Here is a 12,592-nt window from a genome sequence, read left to right as displayed (position 1 = left end):
CGTTAGTTTTAAATTTTGCTCGATTTTAGCTAAAAATCGTTTGTAAATTTATAAAAAAATACAAAATTAATTTTTGCTTAATATATTTTATAAATTTATTTGTTTAAAAGCGACTTGCAACTAAAATAGCCTAAAAATTTATAACTAAAAGGTCTTTAGTGAAACTCAAAATTGGCATTGTTGGATACAATCTAGCTGGCAAGCGGCACTATATGGAGCTGAGGCGTTCTGACAAATTTGAAGTTTGTGGAGTTTTTGATAAAGAAAATAGAGATGATACTTGCAGAGCTCCGTTTTTTGATGAGTTTAAGAAATTTATAGAAGTAGCTCAGCCACAAGCCATTGTACTTTGTTTGCCACAACACGAGATTGTAGAGGCATTTTGTCAGTGTGCAAAATATTGTCAAAATATATTGATTTCAAGGCCTATATTTAAAAGCGTAAGTGAATTAAAAGAGATTAAATATGCCTCAGTTGTAAATAAAGTAAGAGTTTGTACTGGTGTTGATGAACGTTTTAATCCAACTATTATTTCGCTAAAAAAGGCGCTTTTAAAAGAAGAAGAAATTTACAGTATCTCAATCGCACATTTTAAACCACTTTGTGAGGGAAATATTATAAACGAGCTTTCGCTTTGCGATATAGATCTTGCTAAAAATTTAGTAGGTAGCGAAGTTTGCAATTTCTTTTATACTCAGGCAAATAAAACCAATACCAAAATATGCGATAATGTTGGAATTAACATTAAAATGAAAAATCAAATTTTAGTAAATATTACCGATTCGTTTTGTGGTTCATTAGAACGTTTCAAAATAGAAGTAAATGCCAAAGAAGGTGTTTATTTTGGCGATCTTATTGATTATAAGCTTCATAGAGTTAATGAAAATGGTCAGATGAATTTAAAAACCGATCCCTTAAACAATGAAATAAAAGCCCAATACGATGCCTTTTATGACCTTTGTCAAAGCGGCGAAAACATCGAACTTTCAAGTATTGACGATGCTATAAAAATTAAGGAGTTGTTTTGAAGAAAAAGGCACTTTTGCTTTTAAATATGGGTGGGGCAAATAGCCTTGCTGATGTAGAAATTTTTCTAAAAAATATGTTTAACGACCCTTATATTTTGGGTATAAAGAATAAATTTTTAAGAAAATTTGTAGCTTTTATGATCACAAAAGGTAGACTAAAAACGGCTAAGCATAACTACGAACAAATAGGCGGCAAATCGCCTATTTGCGAGCTTACAGCTAAGCTTTGCGATAAAATTTCAAGCTTACAAAATGAGTTTAGTGCGATTGATTTTGCGATGAACTATACTTCGCCTTTTACAAAAGATGTGCTTAAAAAATACGAAAATTTTGATGAGATAGTGCTTTTGCCACTTTATCCTCATCATTCGCAAACTACAATAACTTCGAGTTTAGATGATTTTAAAAAAGCAAAAGATGAGCTAGAGGTAAAGGCTAAAATTTTGCTTTGCGGACCATTTTATGATGATGAAATTTATAATAAAATCATAATCTCGCATATAAGTGAAGCTATAAATAATATAGATGTAAGCGATGCGGAGCTTATCTTTTCGGCTCATTCGTTACCTCAAAAAATTATCGATAAAGGCGATGTCTACGAAAAACATATAAATGAGCATGTGCAAATTTTAAGTAAAATGATAAAAGATAGTGGATTAAACTTCAAGGAGATAAATTTAGCATACCAGTCGCGTCTTGGACCTGTAAAATGGCTAGAGCCCTCACTAAATGAAATTTTGGCAAAGTGCAAGAGTAAAAAGGCTCTTATCTATCCACTCTCTTTTTGTATAGATAACTCTGAGACCATTTTTGAGCTAGTTATTGAGTATGCAAAGATCGCAAAAAAGCTAAATTTTAGCTTCTACAAGGTTGTTTGGTGCCCAAATTTTAGTGATGAGTTTGCTAGTTTTATCTTACAAAAAGCAAAAACAGCCAAAGAGATTAACTTTTAGGAATAAATCTTGCTTATAAAATATATCTCAATACAGTAAAAAGGAGATATATGAAAGTACAAAATAACGACATAATCGATTATTTATTGCAATCAGGCTCAAGCAAAACTAAGGATAAAAAAAATAGTTTTGATGAAATTTTAAGCCTTGCTATGGATAAGATCGCAAGCGATGCAAAAATTTCAGATAAAGTTGAACAGTTTAAAAAAAGGCTTACTGAAATCGGTGCAGTTGGTTTTATAAGTGAGCTAAATTCTAACAAAATAGAAGAGAAAATAGCCCAAAAGAAAAAGGAGCTAACTGAACTTCTAGGCATAGATGATCCCGCAAAAACACAGGATCAAAAAAATGAGCTACTTAAAATAATGGATAAAATTTTGAGCGATTACCGCAAAGAGCTAAATGTAGCACTTGCCAATCAGGCTCTACTAGAGAAGCAAAAAAATCTTAATAGTAAGAATAGTAACTCGGTTAATCTAAGTTCTGTTTTAAATGAGCTAGGACTTGCTTAAAATTTATATAAAAGATATTTAAGCCTATATAACTTTGCCAAAAATCTATATTTTTACGGCAAAGTTATGCCAAATTTTATAGCAGCCCCGTATATTATTGCGCTAATTATTCCAGCAAAAAAACCAGCTACCATATCATCGCCCATTACGCCAAGGCCACCTTTTACATTGCGGTCGATCCTACCTATTATCGAAGGCTTTTTGATATCAAGCACTCTAAAAAACACAAGCGAGAGTACGAGTTGAGAGATAGTAGCTCCGCTAATGGCAATAGCAAGCCAAACTCCAGCAACTTCGTCTATAACGATAAAACTTTCATCGTGAGAATTTACCTTTTTTTCAAAATCATCTATAACACTAATGCTTACCAAAAACAGCAAAATGCTAGCTAATAAAAGTGTGGTTGAAGATAAAAAATAAAGTACAAAATAAGCTACCACTGCACCAGCTATAGAGCCCCAAGTGCCAGGTGCTTTTGGCAAAAGTCCAAAACCAAAAAATGTTAAAAATAGTTTTTGCATAAATTTCCTTAAGTGAGTGATGACGTTTGATAAAGTTTCATAAGCTCTTCGTAAAAATCGCGATCAGTCTTGTTTTCAAGTAGTCCTGAATTTACGAAAAGATCATCACAAAGCTTTTGTACGTCTTTGAAACGATTTGTAAAGAGTTTGCTTAAAACTATTGCAGAAATTTCTGGTCGCACGAGAATAGCTGGAGGCATGATACCGTTAAACAGCAGCTCTTTTATAACATCTGGATGGTACTTGATCTGGTGATGTTGTCCATGCGGGCAACTTTTGGTGCTAACTAGTGTCTTGCATTTATTGCAATAAACTAGCTCTGGCAGCACGATTATCTCTAAATTTAGGTCGTTTTTATAAATATCAAGAATCGTATGAGCTTCATTGTGATCAAAAAACATTCCAATCCCTGAGTGGTTTTGTCCGATGACTAGCTTATTTGCCCCAAATCTTGAAGCAGCGATGCACTCAAGTGTTGGGTTTGCATGTGAGCTAAAAAGAGTCGTATTTTTTAGAGCAAAGACAAAGACTTTTTTTATCGGCAAATAATTTTGTATAAAATAATCTAGCACTTGCTTTCTAATCTCGTAATCAACGTGTTTTTCTTCGCGTGTTCGTATTAAAAAAATGATTACTAAATCAGCCTTATCGATAGTCATTCTAACAAGGCGCTCGTGAGCTCTATTAAATGGATCAGCCGTTAAAAAGACCGCCGTTATCTTTTTAGCGCCATCTTCTTTTATTAGATCGTTTAGTGCATTTTTGCTTATTTGCATACTTTCATCATAAAGCTCAAATTTACCGCTAATACCGTATTTGCCCAAATTTAGCTCTTTATCATTGCTAGCTTCATTTGCTAAAAATATATTTTTAGCTCTCATGTTCTCGTCAAATTTAAAGACCTTGGCAACATTGATGTGTCCAACGATCTTACCATCAAGACTTAGATTTACCTTTTGTCCAGAAGTAAGCTTGCTAGCAATATTTTGATTTAGCTCGCCAAATGGAGCAAATCCAAAAGAATACGGCATCGGCTCGCCATTAAAATAGCCCTTTTTGCCCACCTCTTTTATCTGTTCATCATCCATAAGTGAGTCGTAATCTGAGAGAATTTTATTTTTTATTAACTCCAAAGCACCAAAAACTTCGGTATTTATAGAAATTTCACTATTTTTTCTTGCTGACGTCATATTTCTTTCTCTTTTCCCAAAGTGATTTTCTAGAAATTCCAAGCTTTTTGCTAAGTTCTGTATCAGGGAATTTATCTTGATAATTAACGATTATGTACTTTATATATTCATCGATCGTAACGATCTCATCGATATTGAAATTTTTATCGCGACCTGAAAGTTCAAGCTCGTCAAATGGTGCTTTTTGTGCAAAATCGCTAGTTGAGATCGCGACCTTTTTCTTTTTACAAATTTCTAAAATTTTCTCTTTTTCTTCTTGTTTTAGCTCCTCTAAATTTGTTATATAGATTAGCTCATCACCATTTTTGGCTAGTGCCTTTTCAAGCTCAGATAAACAGGCTTTGCCTAAAAATAAAAATGGTAATTTGCAAGCTTTTACGTAGTTAAATATAAATTTATCGCTGTATCCGCTTTTGCTCGATTTTAAAAGCAGTGGAAATTTTATCTTTTTTGCCTCAAAACTAGAAATTTCATACTCTTTTAAAGCGTAATTTACGTAGCTTTCGTAGTTCTTGATCTCATTTTTGAAATTTCTAAATTCCTCAAAGTGCTTTATCTTTCTAACCAGCTCTTCTATCATAAATGGCTTTTGGATGTAATCAACCGCACCTGCCTGAATCGGTTTTAGCACAGTGTCGCTGTTGATATAAGCGATTAGTAAGATGATGATAGAGTTTTTAAATTTTTCGATAACAGGGTAAAAATCCTGCCCTGGAAGTGTGGTAGAAAGTAACACTACATCAAAATTTTCAAACTTCAATGCCTCTTTTACGCTTTTAGCGATCTCGCAGTCGTAGCCAAAGTCAGCTAGTTTACTAGCCATCGAGCCAGCTAGGTAAATTTCATTTTCTACTATTAAAATTTTCATATTTGTGTCCAGTTGTAAAATTTAAGGCTAGCACTTGCCATGACAGCGATACCTTCGCATCTACCGATAAAGCCAAGCCCCTCAGTCGTCGTCGCCTTTACATTTATGCGGCTGCGGCTTAAATTTAGAGCCTGAGCGATGTTTGCCTCCATTTTTGATTTTAGCTTTGAAAGTTTTGGCTTTTGCGCCATTATCGTAATATCAGCGTTTGTTAGCACAAAGCCCACGCTTTGCACCCTTTTGTAAGCTTCCTCAAGCAAGTAAATAGAGCTAATATCTTTAAATTTAGCGTCCGTATCAGGAAAAAGCTCGCCTATATCGCCAAGTCCAGCAGCTCCTAAAATGGCGTCAGTCAGTGCATGAAGCGCCACGTCGCCGTCACTGTGTGCTTTTAGTCCAAACTCATAGTCGATCTTCTCGCCACAAAGAATCAAAGGACGACCCTTTTCAAACTCATGCACGTCAAAGCCATTTCCAACAAAGAATTCATTTTCGGGCTCTTTTAAAGCAGAAATTTTAGCAAGATCCTCTTTATAAGTGATCTTTCTTGCCATCTCATCGCCTAAAATTTGCCAAACGCTTGCGCCAATGGCTCTCATAGCTGAGCTATCATCTGTATAAATTTCACCGCTGCTAAGAGCTTTTTTAAGAAGTGCTGTACGGGAGAGTTGTGGTGTTTGGATAAGCTTCACTTTATCTCTATCAACCACATTTTCGCCAAGATAAGCAGTGTCTGCGATCTTTAGCGCCGGAACTACACAATCAGCCTGACTTGCTGCCTCTATAATTTTGTGAAAAAGCTCACTTGAGATACAAGGGCGAGCAATGTCGCTAACTAGGACAAATTCGCTATTTACTAGCTCAAGCGCGTTTTTTAGGCTATCTTGCCTGGTTTCGCCGCCATCAACAAATTTATAATTTGGAGCAAATTTTGACATATATTTGCACTCTTTGCTAACGACAATGATCTCTTTAAATGTGTAAAAGTTACTCAAATTTTTAGTGGCAAATAGCCAAAGTGGATCACTTCCTATTCGAAGCCATTGCTTCTTTACTGGTAGCTCAAAACGGCTAGAATTTCCTGCTCCAAGCATTATAAGTGATATATCAAGCAAGATAACTCCTTTGAAAATTGTTACAGAATTATACATCTCAAAACTTCAAAATTTCTTTTTAAAAAAGTAAATTTTTAAAAGCTTATTTAGTTAGTTTAAATCAAAAAAGGACTAAAATGAGGCTTTTAAAAATCAAAAAAAGGCCTTATATGAGAGATAAGACGCAGATGTATTATGCTAGGCGCGGCGAGATAACGCAAGAGATGAGCTATGTGGCAAGGATCGAAGGGCTTAGTGAAAATTTAGTGATGGATGAGGTTGCAAAAGGTAGCATCATCATACCAGCAAATATAAATCATAAAAATTTAAAGCCAATGGGCATAGGGCGGAAGCTAAAGACAAAGGTCAATGCAAATATCGGCAACTCAAGCTTAAGCAGTGACATTTGCGCTGAGCTTAGAAAGCTTGAAATTTGCTTAGAATTTGGCGCTGATACGGTTATGGATCTAAGTACGGACGGCGATTTGGACGCTATTAGAAGTGCAATCATTGAGCATTCAAGCGTGCCAGTTGGCACAGTGCCTATGTATGAAATTTTAAAAGAGGCAAAAGAGGTTACAAATATCACAAATAAGCTCATTTTAGAGATACTTGAAAAGCAAGCGAAGCAAGGGGTTAGTTACTTTACGATACACGCTGGATTTTTGCGCGAGTTTTTGCCGCTTGTCAAAAAGCGAAAAATGGGCATAGTAAGCCGCGGTGGCAGTTTAAGCGCAAGCTACATGTCAAAGCTAAATAAGCAAAATCCATTTTATGAAATTTTTGATGAAATTTTAGAAATTTGCGCTAAATATGATGTCTCGCTCTCGCTTGGCGACGGACTTCGCCCAGGCTGCCTTTTTGATGCGACAGACGAGGCACAGCTTAGTGAGCTAAAGGTGCTTGGAGAGCTTACGCTTCGTGCGTGGCAAAAAGATGTGCAAGTAATGATCGAGGGCCCTGGTCATGTGCCATTAAATCAAATTGAGTATAATATGAAAATCGAACAAGAGCTCTGCCATGACGCCCCATTTTACGTGCTTGGGCCGCTTGTCTCAGACATAGGTGCAGGATACGATCATATCACCTCGGCGATCGGTGGCACAATGGCAGCATATCACGGCGCTAGCATGCTTTGCTACGTGACACAAAAAGAGCACCTTGGCTTGCCAAACGAAAATGACGTAAGAGAGGGCATCGTAGCTCACAAGATAGCAGCTCATGCCGCAGACGTCGCACTTGGCAAGGCGGGAGCTATAGAAAAGGATCACGAGATGAGTGATGCTAGATATGCATTTGACTGGAACAAGCAGTTTGAGCTAAGCTTTGATCCAAAAAAGGCCAGAGAACTTCACGATGAAAGCTTGCCAGAAGATGCGTTTAAGAGCGCTCATTTTTGTTCGATGTGCGGACCAAAATTTTGTGCATATAAAATTTCAAAAGATCTAGAAAAAGGAGAAAAATGTTAAATAAAGAAGAGGTCTTAAATAGACTAAAAGGCGTCATATATCCGGGATTTGAGAAGGATATAGTTAGCTTTGGCTTTGTAAAAAACGTAGAAATCGGCGAGAAAATCTTAATCGAAGTCGAGATCGTTAGCTCAAATCCTGATGTGGCAAATGAGCTAAAAACAGACATCAAACGTGTCATGGGCTCAAATGAGTACGTGCTAAATTTGATCCAGCCAAAGATACCTGAGGAGAAAAGTAACACTCAAAGTGGCAAAAATATCGCGCCACAAGTTAAAAATTTCGTAATGGTAAGCTCTGGCAAAGGCGGCGTTGGTAAATCAACCACAACGCTAAATTTAGCCATCTCAATGGCAAAACTAGGCAAAAAAGTGGGCATCTTAGACGCTGACATCTACGGACCAAATATCCCAAGAATGCTTGGCGAAGTAAATACTCAGCCACAAGTCGTTGGTAACAAGCTAAAACCGATACTTAGCCACGGAGTTGAGATGATGAGTATGGGCGTTTTGATGGAAGAGGGCATGAGCCTCATCTGGCGTGGCTCGATGATAATGAAAGCGATCGAGCAGCTGCTAAAAGACGTGCTTTGGAGCGAGCTTGATGTATTGTTTCTAGACATGCCTCCAGGAACGGGCGACGCGCAGCTAACTCTAGCTCAAAGCGTGCCGGTAACGGCAGGTGTCTGCGTCACAACGCCACAAGTGGTAGCGCTTGACGATAGCAAACGTGCGCTTGATATGTTTGAGAAGCTTCACATCCCAATCGCTGGCGTCATCGAAAATATGAGTGGTTTCATCTGCCCAGATAATGGCAAAGAGTACGACATCTTTGGCAAAGGCACGACTGAAGAGGTAGCAAAGGCTTACAACACGCAAATTTTGGCTGAAATCCCTATCGAGCCAGCTGTTCGCGTGGGCGGCGATAATGGTAAGCCAGTTAGCTTTTACGAGCCAAACTCAGTCACTGCAAAACGCTACGAGAGTGCGGCTGCTAGACTTTGGGAAGTGATAGAGAATATAAATAGTGATGGCGGAGCTGATAACTCAGCGATCCAGCCAGTAAATGACGGCAAGAGTGCTTGCTCGAAGTAAAATTTACAAAAGATAAAATTTAGAGCAAATTTTAAAATTTGCCAGTTTGAATTTGGCTACCAAAATTTAGCTTTGCTTAATGCTTAGTTTAAATTTTGGAGCCAAAATACAATCATTTAAAATTTAATAGGAGAAAACATGAAAGCGATCGTAACCGTAGTCGGAAAAGATAGAGTCGGCATCGTTGCTGGCGTCTCAGCAAAGCTTAGCGAGCTAGGACTAAACATAGATGATATCTCACAGACTATTTTAGATGAGTTTTTTACGATGATGGCGGTGGTTTCAAGTAATGAAAATAAGGATTTTACGGTCCTAAGAGAAGAGCTTAATAAACTTGGAGAGAGCCTAAAAGTAAAGATAAATATCCAAAGTTCCGCTATCTTTGATGCGATGCATACAATCTAAGGAAAAACAATGGACATCAAAAACGTAACCGAAACGATCTCGATGATCGAAGAGCAAAATTTTGACATCAGAACGATCACGATGGGCATTAGTTTGCTTGACTGCATCGATCCTGACATCAACAAAGCTTGCGACAAAATTTACGTAAAAATCACCACTAAAGCCAAAGACCTAGTCAAAGTGGGCAACGAAATTTCTGCTGAGCTAGGCATACCAATCGTCAATAAAAGAGTGAGTGTGACGCCTATCTCGATAATCGGCGCCGCAACGGACGCAAAAGACTACGTAATGATCGCAAAGACGCTTGATAGAGCGGCTATTGAGGTTGGTATTGATTTTATAGGTGGTTTTTCAGCTTTAGTTCAAAAGGGATATCAAAAGGGCGATGAAATTTTGATAAATTCTATCCCGCAAGCACTTTCCCAGACTTCAAAAGTATGCGCAAGTGTCAATGTCGGCTCAACGAAAACTGGCATAAATATGAGTGCGGTGCGTGATATGGGACGCATCATAAAAGAGACAGCAGCAGCTTCGGAGATGGGGTGCGCGAAGCTTGTCGTTTTTGCAAACGCAGTCGAGGATAATCCTTTCATGGCTGGGGCATTTCACGGCGTGGGCGAGGCTGATGTGGTGATAAATGTTGGCGTTTCTGGCCCTGGCGTGGTAAAAAGAGCCCTTGAAAAGGTACGTGGAGAGAGCTTTGACGTGGTAGCTGAGACTGTGAAAAAGACGGCATTTAAGATTACTCGTATCGGTCAGTTAGTTGGTCAAATGGCGAGCGAGCGCCTTGGGGTTAAATTTGGTATCGTCGATCTCTCTCTTGCTCCAACACCAGCCGTTGGAGACTCGGTAGCTCGCGTGCTTGAGGAGATGGGGCTTGAGGCTGTTGGTACGCATGGCACGACTGCGGCACTTGCTTTGCTAAATGACGCGGTCAAAAAAGGTGGCGTCATGGCGTGCAATCAAGTTGGCGGCTTAAGCGGCGCATTTATCCCGGTCTCAGAAGATGAGGGCATGATAGCTGCGGTGCGCGCGGGATCACTAAATTTAGAAAAGCTTGAAGCTATGACAGCGATATGCTCGGTAGGACTTGATATGATCGCCATACCTGCGGATACTCCAAGCGAGAGCATAGCTGCTATGATCGCTGATGAGGCGGCTATCGGCGTGATAAATCAAAAAACAACGGCCGTTCGTATTATACCTCTTGGACGTGAGGGTGATATGATCGAGTTTGGAGGCCTTTTGGGAAGAGCGCCTGTGATGAAGATAAATAAGGCTTCAAGCGCCGACTTCATCGCTCGTGGCGGACAAATTCCAGCTCCAATTCATAGTTTTAAAAACTAATCTTCAAAGTCCGCTTTAAATTTGCGGACTTTTTCTTAAATTTATCCTAATCTTTTCAACTGCTTTTAGTTGAAATAATAAAAATTTTAAACCAAGGAGCTAAAATGAAAATTTTATCACTGCTTACGGCACTACTTTTTGGAGCGGTATGTGGCTTTGCAAACGATGGCAAAGTAAGAAGTATCGACATCTACGTCACGCCTTACTACTCAGCAAATGCTGGCAAGGTGGAGTACGTTAAGGTCTATGACAAGATAGATGAGCTTTTAAAAAGTGGCAAAGAAGAGGACTTCAAAAAGGCTGAAAAGATCGTGCAAGACGCCCCACAAATGGTCTCTCCGATAACTCTTTTTGTTCTCTCAGCTCGCGCTTATGATCTTGGACTTCGCGATGATGCGGTATTTTGGTTTTATGTGGCAAAAAACCGCGTGATCTTGCTAAGAGGCATTATAGACATGGAGGGCGAGAAATTTACTGATGTGGTGGCTGCGATAGGGGCGTTTATGAAGCTTGTTGGCGACGTGGTCAATCCTTATGCATTTTGCGATATCAAAAAGCAACAAGAGATCGCTGATAAAGCGCTTGAATGGACTAAGAAAAATGCCTATGAAGCGATGTTTTCGCCAGAATTTAGCTCGCCTCACGAAGATAGAAAAGCAGCACTTGCAAAAAGCATAGAAAAGCTAGAAGCGCGCAATAAAAAAGAGAAAGATTACTTTTTAGATAAAGATAATCTTGCTAACTTTAAAGCTATGCGCAAGCAAAATGGCACTGATGAGAAATTTTGCTTTTAAATAGCGAGAAAAACTGAAAATTTGCTTGTAAATTTAGCTTTTACTTTATGCTAAAAGGGCAAATTTACAAGCTATTTCTATTTTAGATGATAAATTTTAGCTCACTACAAATCTGCTTAAATTTGGCTCTTTTCATAGGAGTAGCAAAACTACAAAAAATGAGAATAAAAAATGACTTTAAAATTTGGCGAACTTGAAAAAGTTGCAACAGATGATGGCTTTATCTGGTATGCGGAGACGTGGCTAAAAAGTAAAATCTTTGATCAGGTGCCATTTTGCCTTGTTAGCACAGATGGGGCAGACGTGGATAATGAGACGATTTTGCTTGCGCAGAGTATCGCTCAGGGTATCGACCGGTACATAAAAGACGCACTTACGTTTTTGCGAGAGAAGCTTAAGCAAAAATGCCTTTTGAACAAGGATGAGCTTAGAGCGCTTGAAGTGCCAGTTTGCGATCTGCCGTTTAGCTCGCCTCAATGCACCTTTTATGCGCATGATAAGCAGTGGCTGATGAGGTTTGCCGATGGTGCGCTTGATATTTGCGAGCCTTTTGGTATTGGGGTGATTTTTGAAGGTGAAAAGCCACTTCGTTTAGAAAATTTAGAGCTTAGCCAGGAGTGCTAATCGCGGATAAATTTTGCTTTTAAATGGTGAGATAAATTTAGTTGCTGTTTTAGGTTTTCTAGCCCAAAACAGCAAAAATTTGCATTTATGCGTTGCAGCAGCAATAATCACTTGGATCTTTTTCTTTTGTGATCCTAGCTCTTAGGTCGTGACGGATAATCTCTATCGACCAGAACCATATCATGTGACCGACAAATTCAGATACATGTTCGTACCAAGGGAGTGTCCAAAGTGGCGGAGTAAGCCCCAAAATAGGTAGTGTGATCACGTGAACAGCGATATTTACGATAATGCCAACTAGTAAGCCTTGCCATATTGTAATCTTTGGAAATTTCTCAGCCAAAATACAATAAGCAACCGCAAAAACGATCGAAAATAATATATGCGTCATCATTACGTAGTTAAACGCATGCCCTGCAAACTCGTAAATGGCGGCATTTGGATCGGCTACGCCCAAATAATCCCTTAAAAATACATAAGGCGGATTTAAGAAATTTCTAGAGCAATCGATCGCATCGGCTGCTCTAATGGCACTCTCTGGCCCGCAAGCAGCGTTAAACATATCCATCGGACTTCTTGGAGGAAGTGGGAATTCCGCTCCCCATTTGACAAAGGCTGAGACAACACCAGCGATAAGGCCGATTAACGCAGCCAGAGCAAATCTAGGTTTTGTTACTAAATTTGACATTTAAA

General features: G+C 38.7%; 14 protein-coding genes. 9 read left to right on the top strand and 5 right to left on the bottom strand.

What is annotated here, in order from left to right:
• The first annotated feature begins 158 nt into the window (after nucleotides 1–158).
• The 3 genes from CYP51_RS00140 to CYP51_RS00130 are packed head-to-tail and all read left to right on the top strand — an operon-like array spanning nucleotide 159 to nucleotide 2,493.
• Nucleotides 159–1,028, top strand: a complete 870-nt coding sequence (locus tag CYP51_RS00140) for a Gfo/Idh/MocA family protein (RefSeq protein WP_103623904.1) — start codon at nucleotides 159–161, stop codon at nucleotides 1,026–1,028.
• Nucleotides 1,025–1,981 (top strand): ferrochelatase, encoded by a 957-nt coding sequence (hemH, locus tag CYP51_RS00135; protein ID WP_103623903.1) that lies wholly within the window; start codon nucleotides 1,025–1,027, stop codon nucleotides 1,979–1,981. The genes CYP51_RS00140 and hemH overlap by 4 nt, the downstream gene beginning before the upstream one ends.
• Before the next feature lie 50 nt (nucleotides 1,982–2,031).
• Nucleotides 2,032–2,493 carry a response regulator gene (locus CYP51_RS00130; protein ID WP_103623902.1) on the top strand — a complete coding sequence of 154 codons (462 nt, stop codon included), beginning with the start codon at nucleotides 2,032–2,034 and terminating at the stop codon, nucleotides 2,491–2,493.
• A gap of 53 nt (nucleotides 2,494–2,546) precedes the next feature.
• On the opposite strand, the gene CYP51_RS00125 is transcribed toward CYP51_RS00130, so the two are convergent.
• The 4 genes from CYP51_RS00125 to CYP51_RS00110 are packed head-to-tail and all read right to left on the bottom strand — an operon-like array spanning nucleotide 2,547 to nucleotide 6,187.
• Nucleotides 2,547–3,014, bottom strand: a complete 468-nt coding sequence (locus CYP51_RS00125) for a phosphatidylglycerophosphatase A family protein (protein WP_103623901.1) — start codon at nucleotides 3,012–3,014, stop codon at nucleotides 2,547–2,549.
• Between the two features lie 8 nt (nucleotides 3,015–3,022).
• Nucleotides 3,023–4,204: a sulfate adenylyltransferase gene (locus tag CYP51_RS00120; RefSeq protein WP_103623900.1), complete on the bottom strand. Its 1,182-nt coding sequence runs from the start codon at nucleotides 4,202–4,204 to the stop codon at nucleotides 3,023–3,025.
• On the bottom strand, nucleotides 4,182–5,072 hold the full coding sequence (locus CYP51_RS00115) for a response regulator (protein WP_103623899.1): 891 nt from the start codon (nucleotides 5,070–5,072) through the stop codon (nucleotides 4,182–4,184). The genes CYP51_RS00120 and CYP51_RS00115 overlap by 23 nt, the downstream gene beginning before the upstream one ends.
• Nucleotides 5,069–6,187, bottom strand: coding sequence for a bifunctional 2-C-methyl-D-erythritol 4-phosphate cytidylyltransferase/2-C-methyl-D-erythritol 2,4-cyclodiphosphate synthase (locus CYP51_RS00110; protein ID WP_103623898.1), 1,119 nt, complete (start codon nucleotides 6,185–6,187; stop codon nucleotides 5,069–5,071). The genes CYP51_RS00115 and CYP51_RS00110 overlap by 4 nt, the downstream gene beginning before the upstream one ends.
• A gap of 116 nt (nucleotides 6,188–6,303) precedes the next feature.
• Here CYP51_RS00110 and thiC point away from each other — a divergent pair, with 116 nt between their 5' ends.
• The 6 genes from thiC (at nucleotide 6,304) to CYP51_RS00080 (ending at nucleotide 11,899) form a co-directional block, all read left to right on the top strand.
• Nucleotides 6,304–7,635: a phosphomethylpyrimidine synthase ThiC gene (thiC, locus tag CYP51_RS00105; RefSeq protein WP_103623897.1), complete on the top strand. Its 1,332-nt coding sequence runs from the start codon at nucleotides 6,304–6,306 to the stop codon at nucleotides 7,633–7,635.
• Nucleotides 7,629–8,729, top strand: coding sequence for an Mrp/NBP35 family ATP-binding protein (locus tag CYP51_RS00100; RefSeq protein WP_103583459.1), 1,101 nt, complete (start codon nucleotides 7,629–7,631; stop codon nucleotides 8,727–8,729). The genes thiC and CYP51_RS00100 overlap by 7 nt, the downstream gene beginning before the upstream one ends.
• A 138-nt stretch (nucleotides 8,730–8,867) precedes the next feature.
• Complete coding sequence (locus CYP51_RS00095; RefSeq protein WP_087583839.1) at nucleotides 8,868–9,134, top strand: ACT domain-containing protein; 267 nt, start codon at nucleotides 8,868–8,870, stop codon at nucleotides 9,132–9,134.
• A 9-nt stretch (nucleotides 9,135–9,143) separates the two neighbouring features.
• Nucleotides 9,144–10,481, top strand: a complete 1,338-nt coding sequence (locus CYP51_RS00090; protein ID WP_103623896.1) for a PFL family protein — start codon at nucleotides 9,144–9,146, stop codon at nucleotides 10,479–10,481.
• Between the two features lie 104 nt (nucleotides 10,482–10,585).
• Nucleotides 10,586–11,275, top strand: coding sequence for a cytochrome-c oxidase (locus CYP51_RS00085; RefSeq protein ID WP_103623895.1), 690 nt, complete (start codon nucleotides 10,586–10,588; stop codon nucleotides 11,273–11,275).
• Between the two features lie 171 nt (nucleotides 11,276–11,446).
• Nucleotides 11,447–11,899: a hypothetical protein gene (locus CYP51_RS00080; RefSeq protein WP_103623894.1), complete on the top strand. Its 453-nt coding sequence runs from the start codon at nucleotides 11,447–11,449 to the stop codon at nucleotides 11,897–11,899.
• Nucleotides 11,900–11,984: 85 nt separating this feature from the next.
• On the opposite strand, the gene CYP51_RS00075 is transcribed toward CYP51_RS00080, so the two are convergent.
• The gene (locus tag CYP51_RS00075; RefSeq protein WP_103623893.1) at nucleotides 11,985–12,587 is read right to left on the bottom strand and encodes a YagU family protein; all 603 of its coding nucleotides are present in this window, start codon (nucleotides 12,585–12,587) and stop codon (nucleotides 11,985–11,987) included.
• Nucleotides 12,588–12,592: the final 5 nt, after the last annotated feature.

Source organism: Campylobacter concisus (assembly GCF_002912895.1).
Lineage (GTDB): Bacteria > Campylobacterota > Campylobacteria > Campylobacterales > Campylobacteraceae > Campylobacter_A > Campylobacter_A concisus_G.
Note: the sequence above shows the minus strand (reverse complement) of the source record. Positions and strands in the feature narration are given on the sequence as shown.

Coding starts and splice junctions, on each gene's coding strand:
- CYP51_RS00130 (WP_103623902.1), top strand. CDS start 2,032: ATGAAAGTACAAAATAACGACATAATCGATTATTTATTGCAATCAGGC.
- CYP51_RS00125 (WP_103623901.1), bottom strand. CDS start 3,014: ATGCAAAAACTATTTTTAACATTTTTTGGTTTTGGACTTTTGCCAAAA.
- CYP51_RS00120 (WP_103623900.1), bottom strand. CDS start 4,204: ATGACGTCAGCAAGAAAAAATAGTGAAATTTCTATAAATACCGAAGTT.
- CYP51_RS00115 (WP_103623899.1), bottom strand. CDS start 5,072: ATGAAAATTTTAATAGTAGAAAATGAAATTTACCTAGCTGGCTCGATG.
- thiC (WP_103623897.1), top strand. CDS start 6,304: ATGAGGCTTTTAAAAATCAAAAAAAGGCCTTATATGAGAGATAAGACG.
- CYP51_RS00100 (WP_103583459.1), top strand. CDS start 7,629: ATGTTAAATAAAGAAGAGGTCTTAAATAGACTAAAAGGCGTCATATAT.
- CYP51_RS00095 (WP_087583839.1), top strand. CDS start 8,868: ATGAAAGCGATCGTAACCGTAGTCGGAAAAGATAGAGTCGGCATCGTT.
- CYP51_RS00090 (WP_103623896.1), top strand. CDS start 9,144: ATGGACATCAAAAACGTAACCGAAACGATCTCGATGATCGAAGAGCAA.
- CYP51_RS00085 (WP_103623895.1), top strand. CDS start 10,586: ATGAAAATTTTATCACTGCTTACGGCACTACTTTTTGGAGCGGTATGT.
- CYP51_RS00080 (WP_103623894.1), top strand. CDS start 11,447: ATGACTTTAAAATTTGGCGAACTTGAAAAAGTTGCAACAGATGATGGC.
- CYP51_RS00075 (WP_103623893.1), bottom strand. CDS start 12,587: ATGTCAAATTTAGTAACAAAACCTAGATTTGCTCTGGCTGCGTTAATC.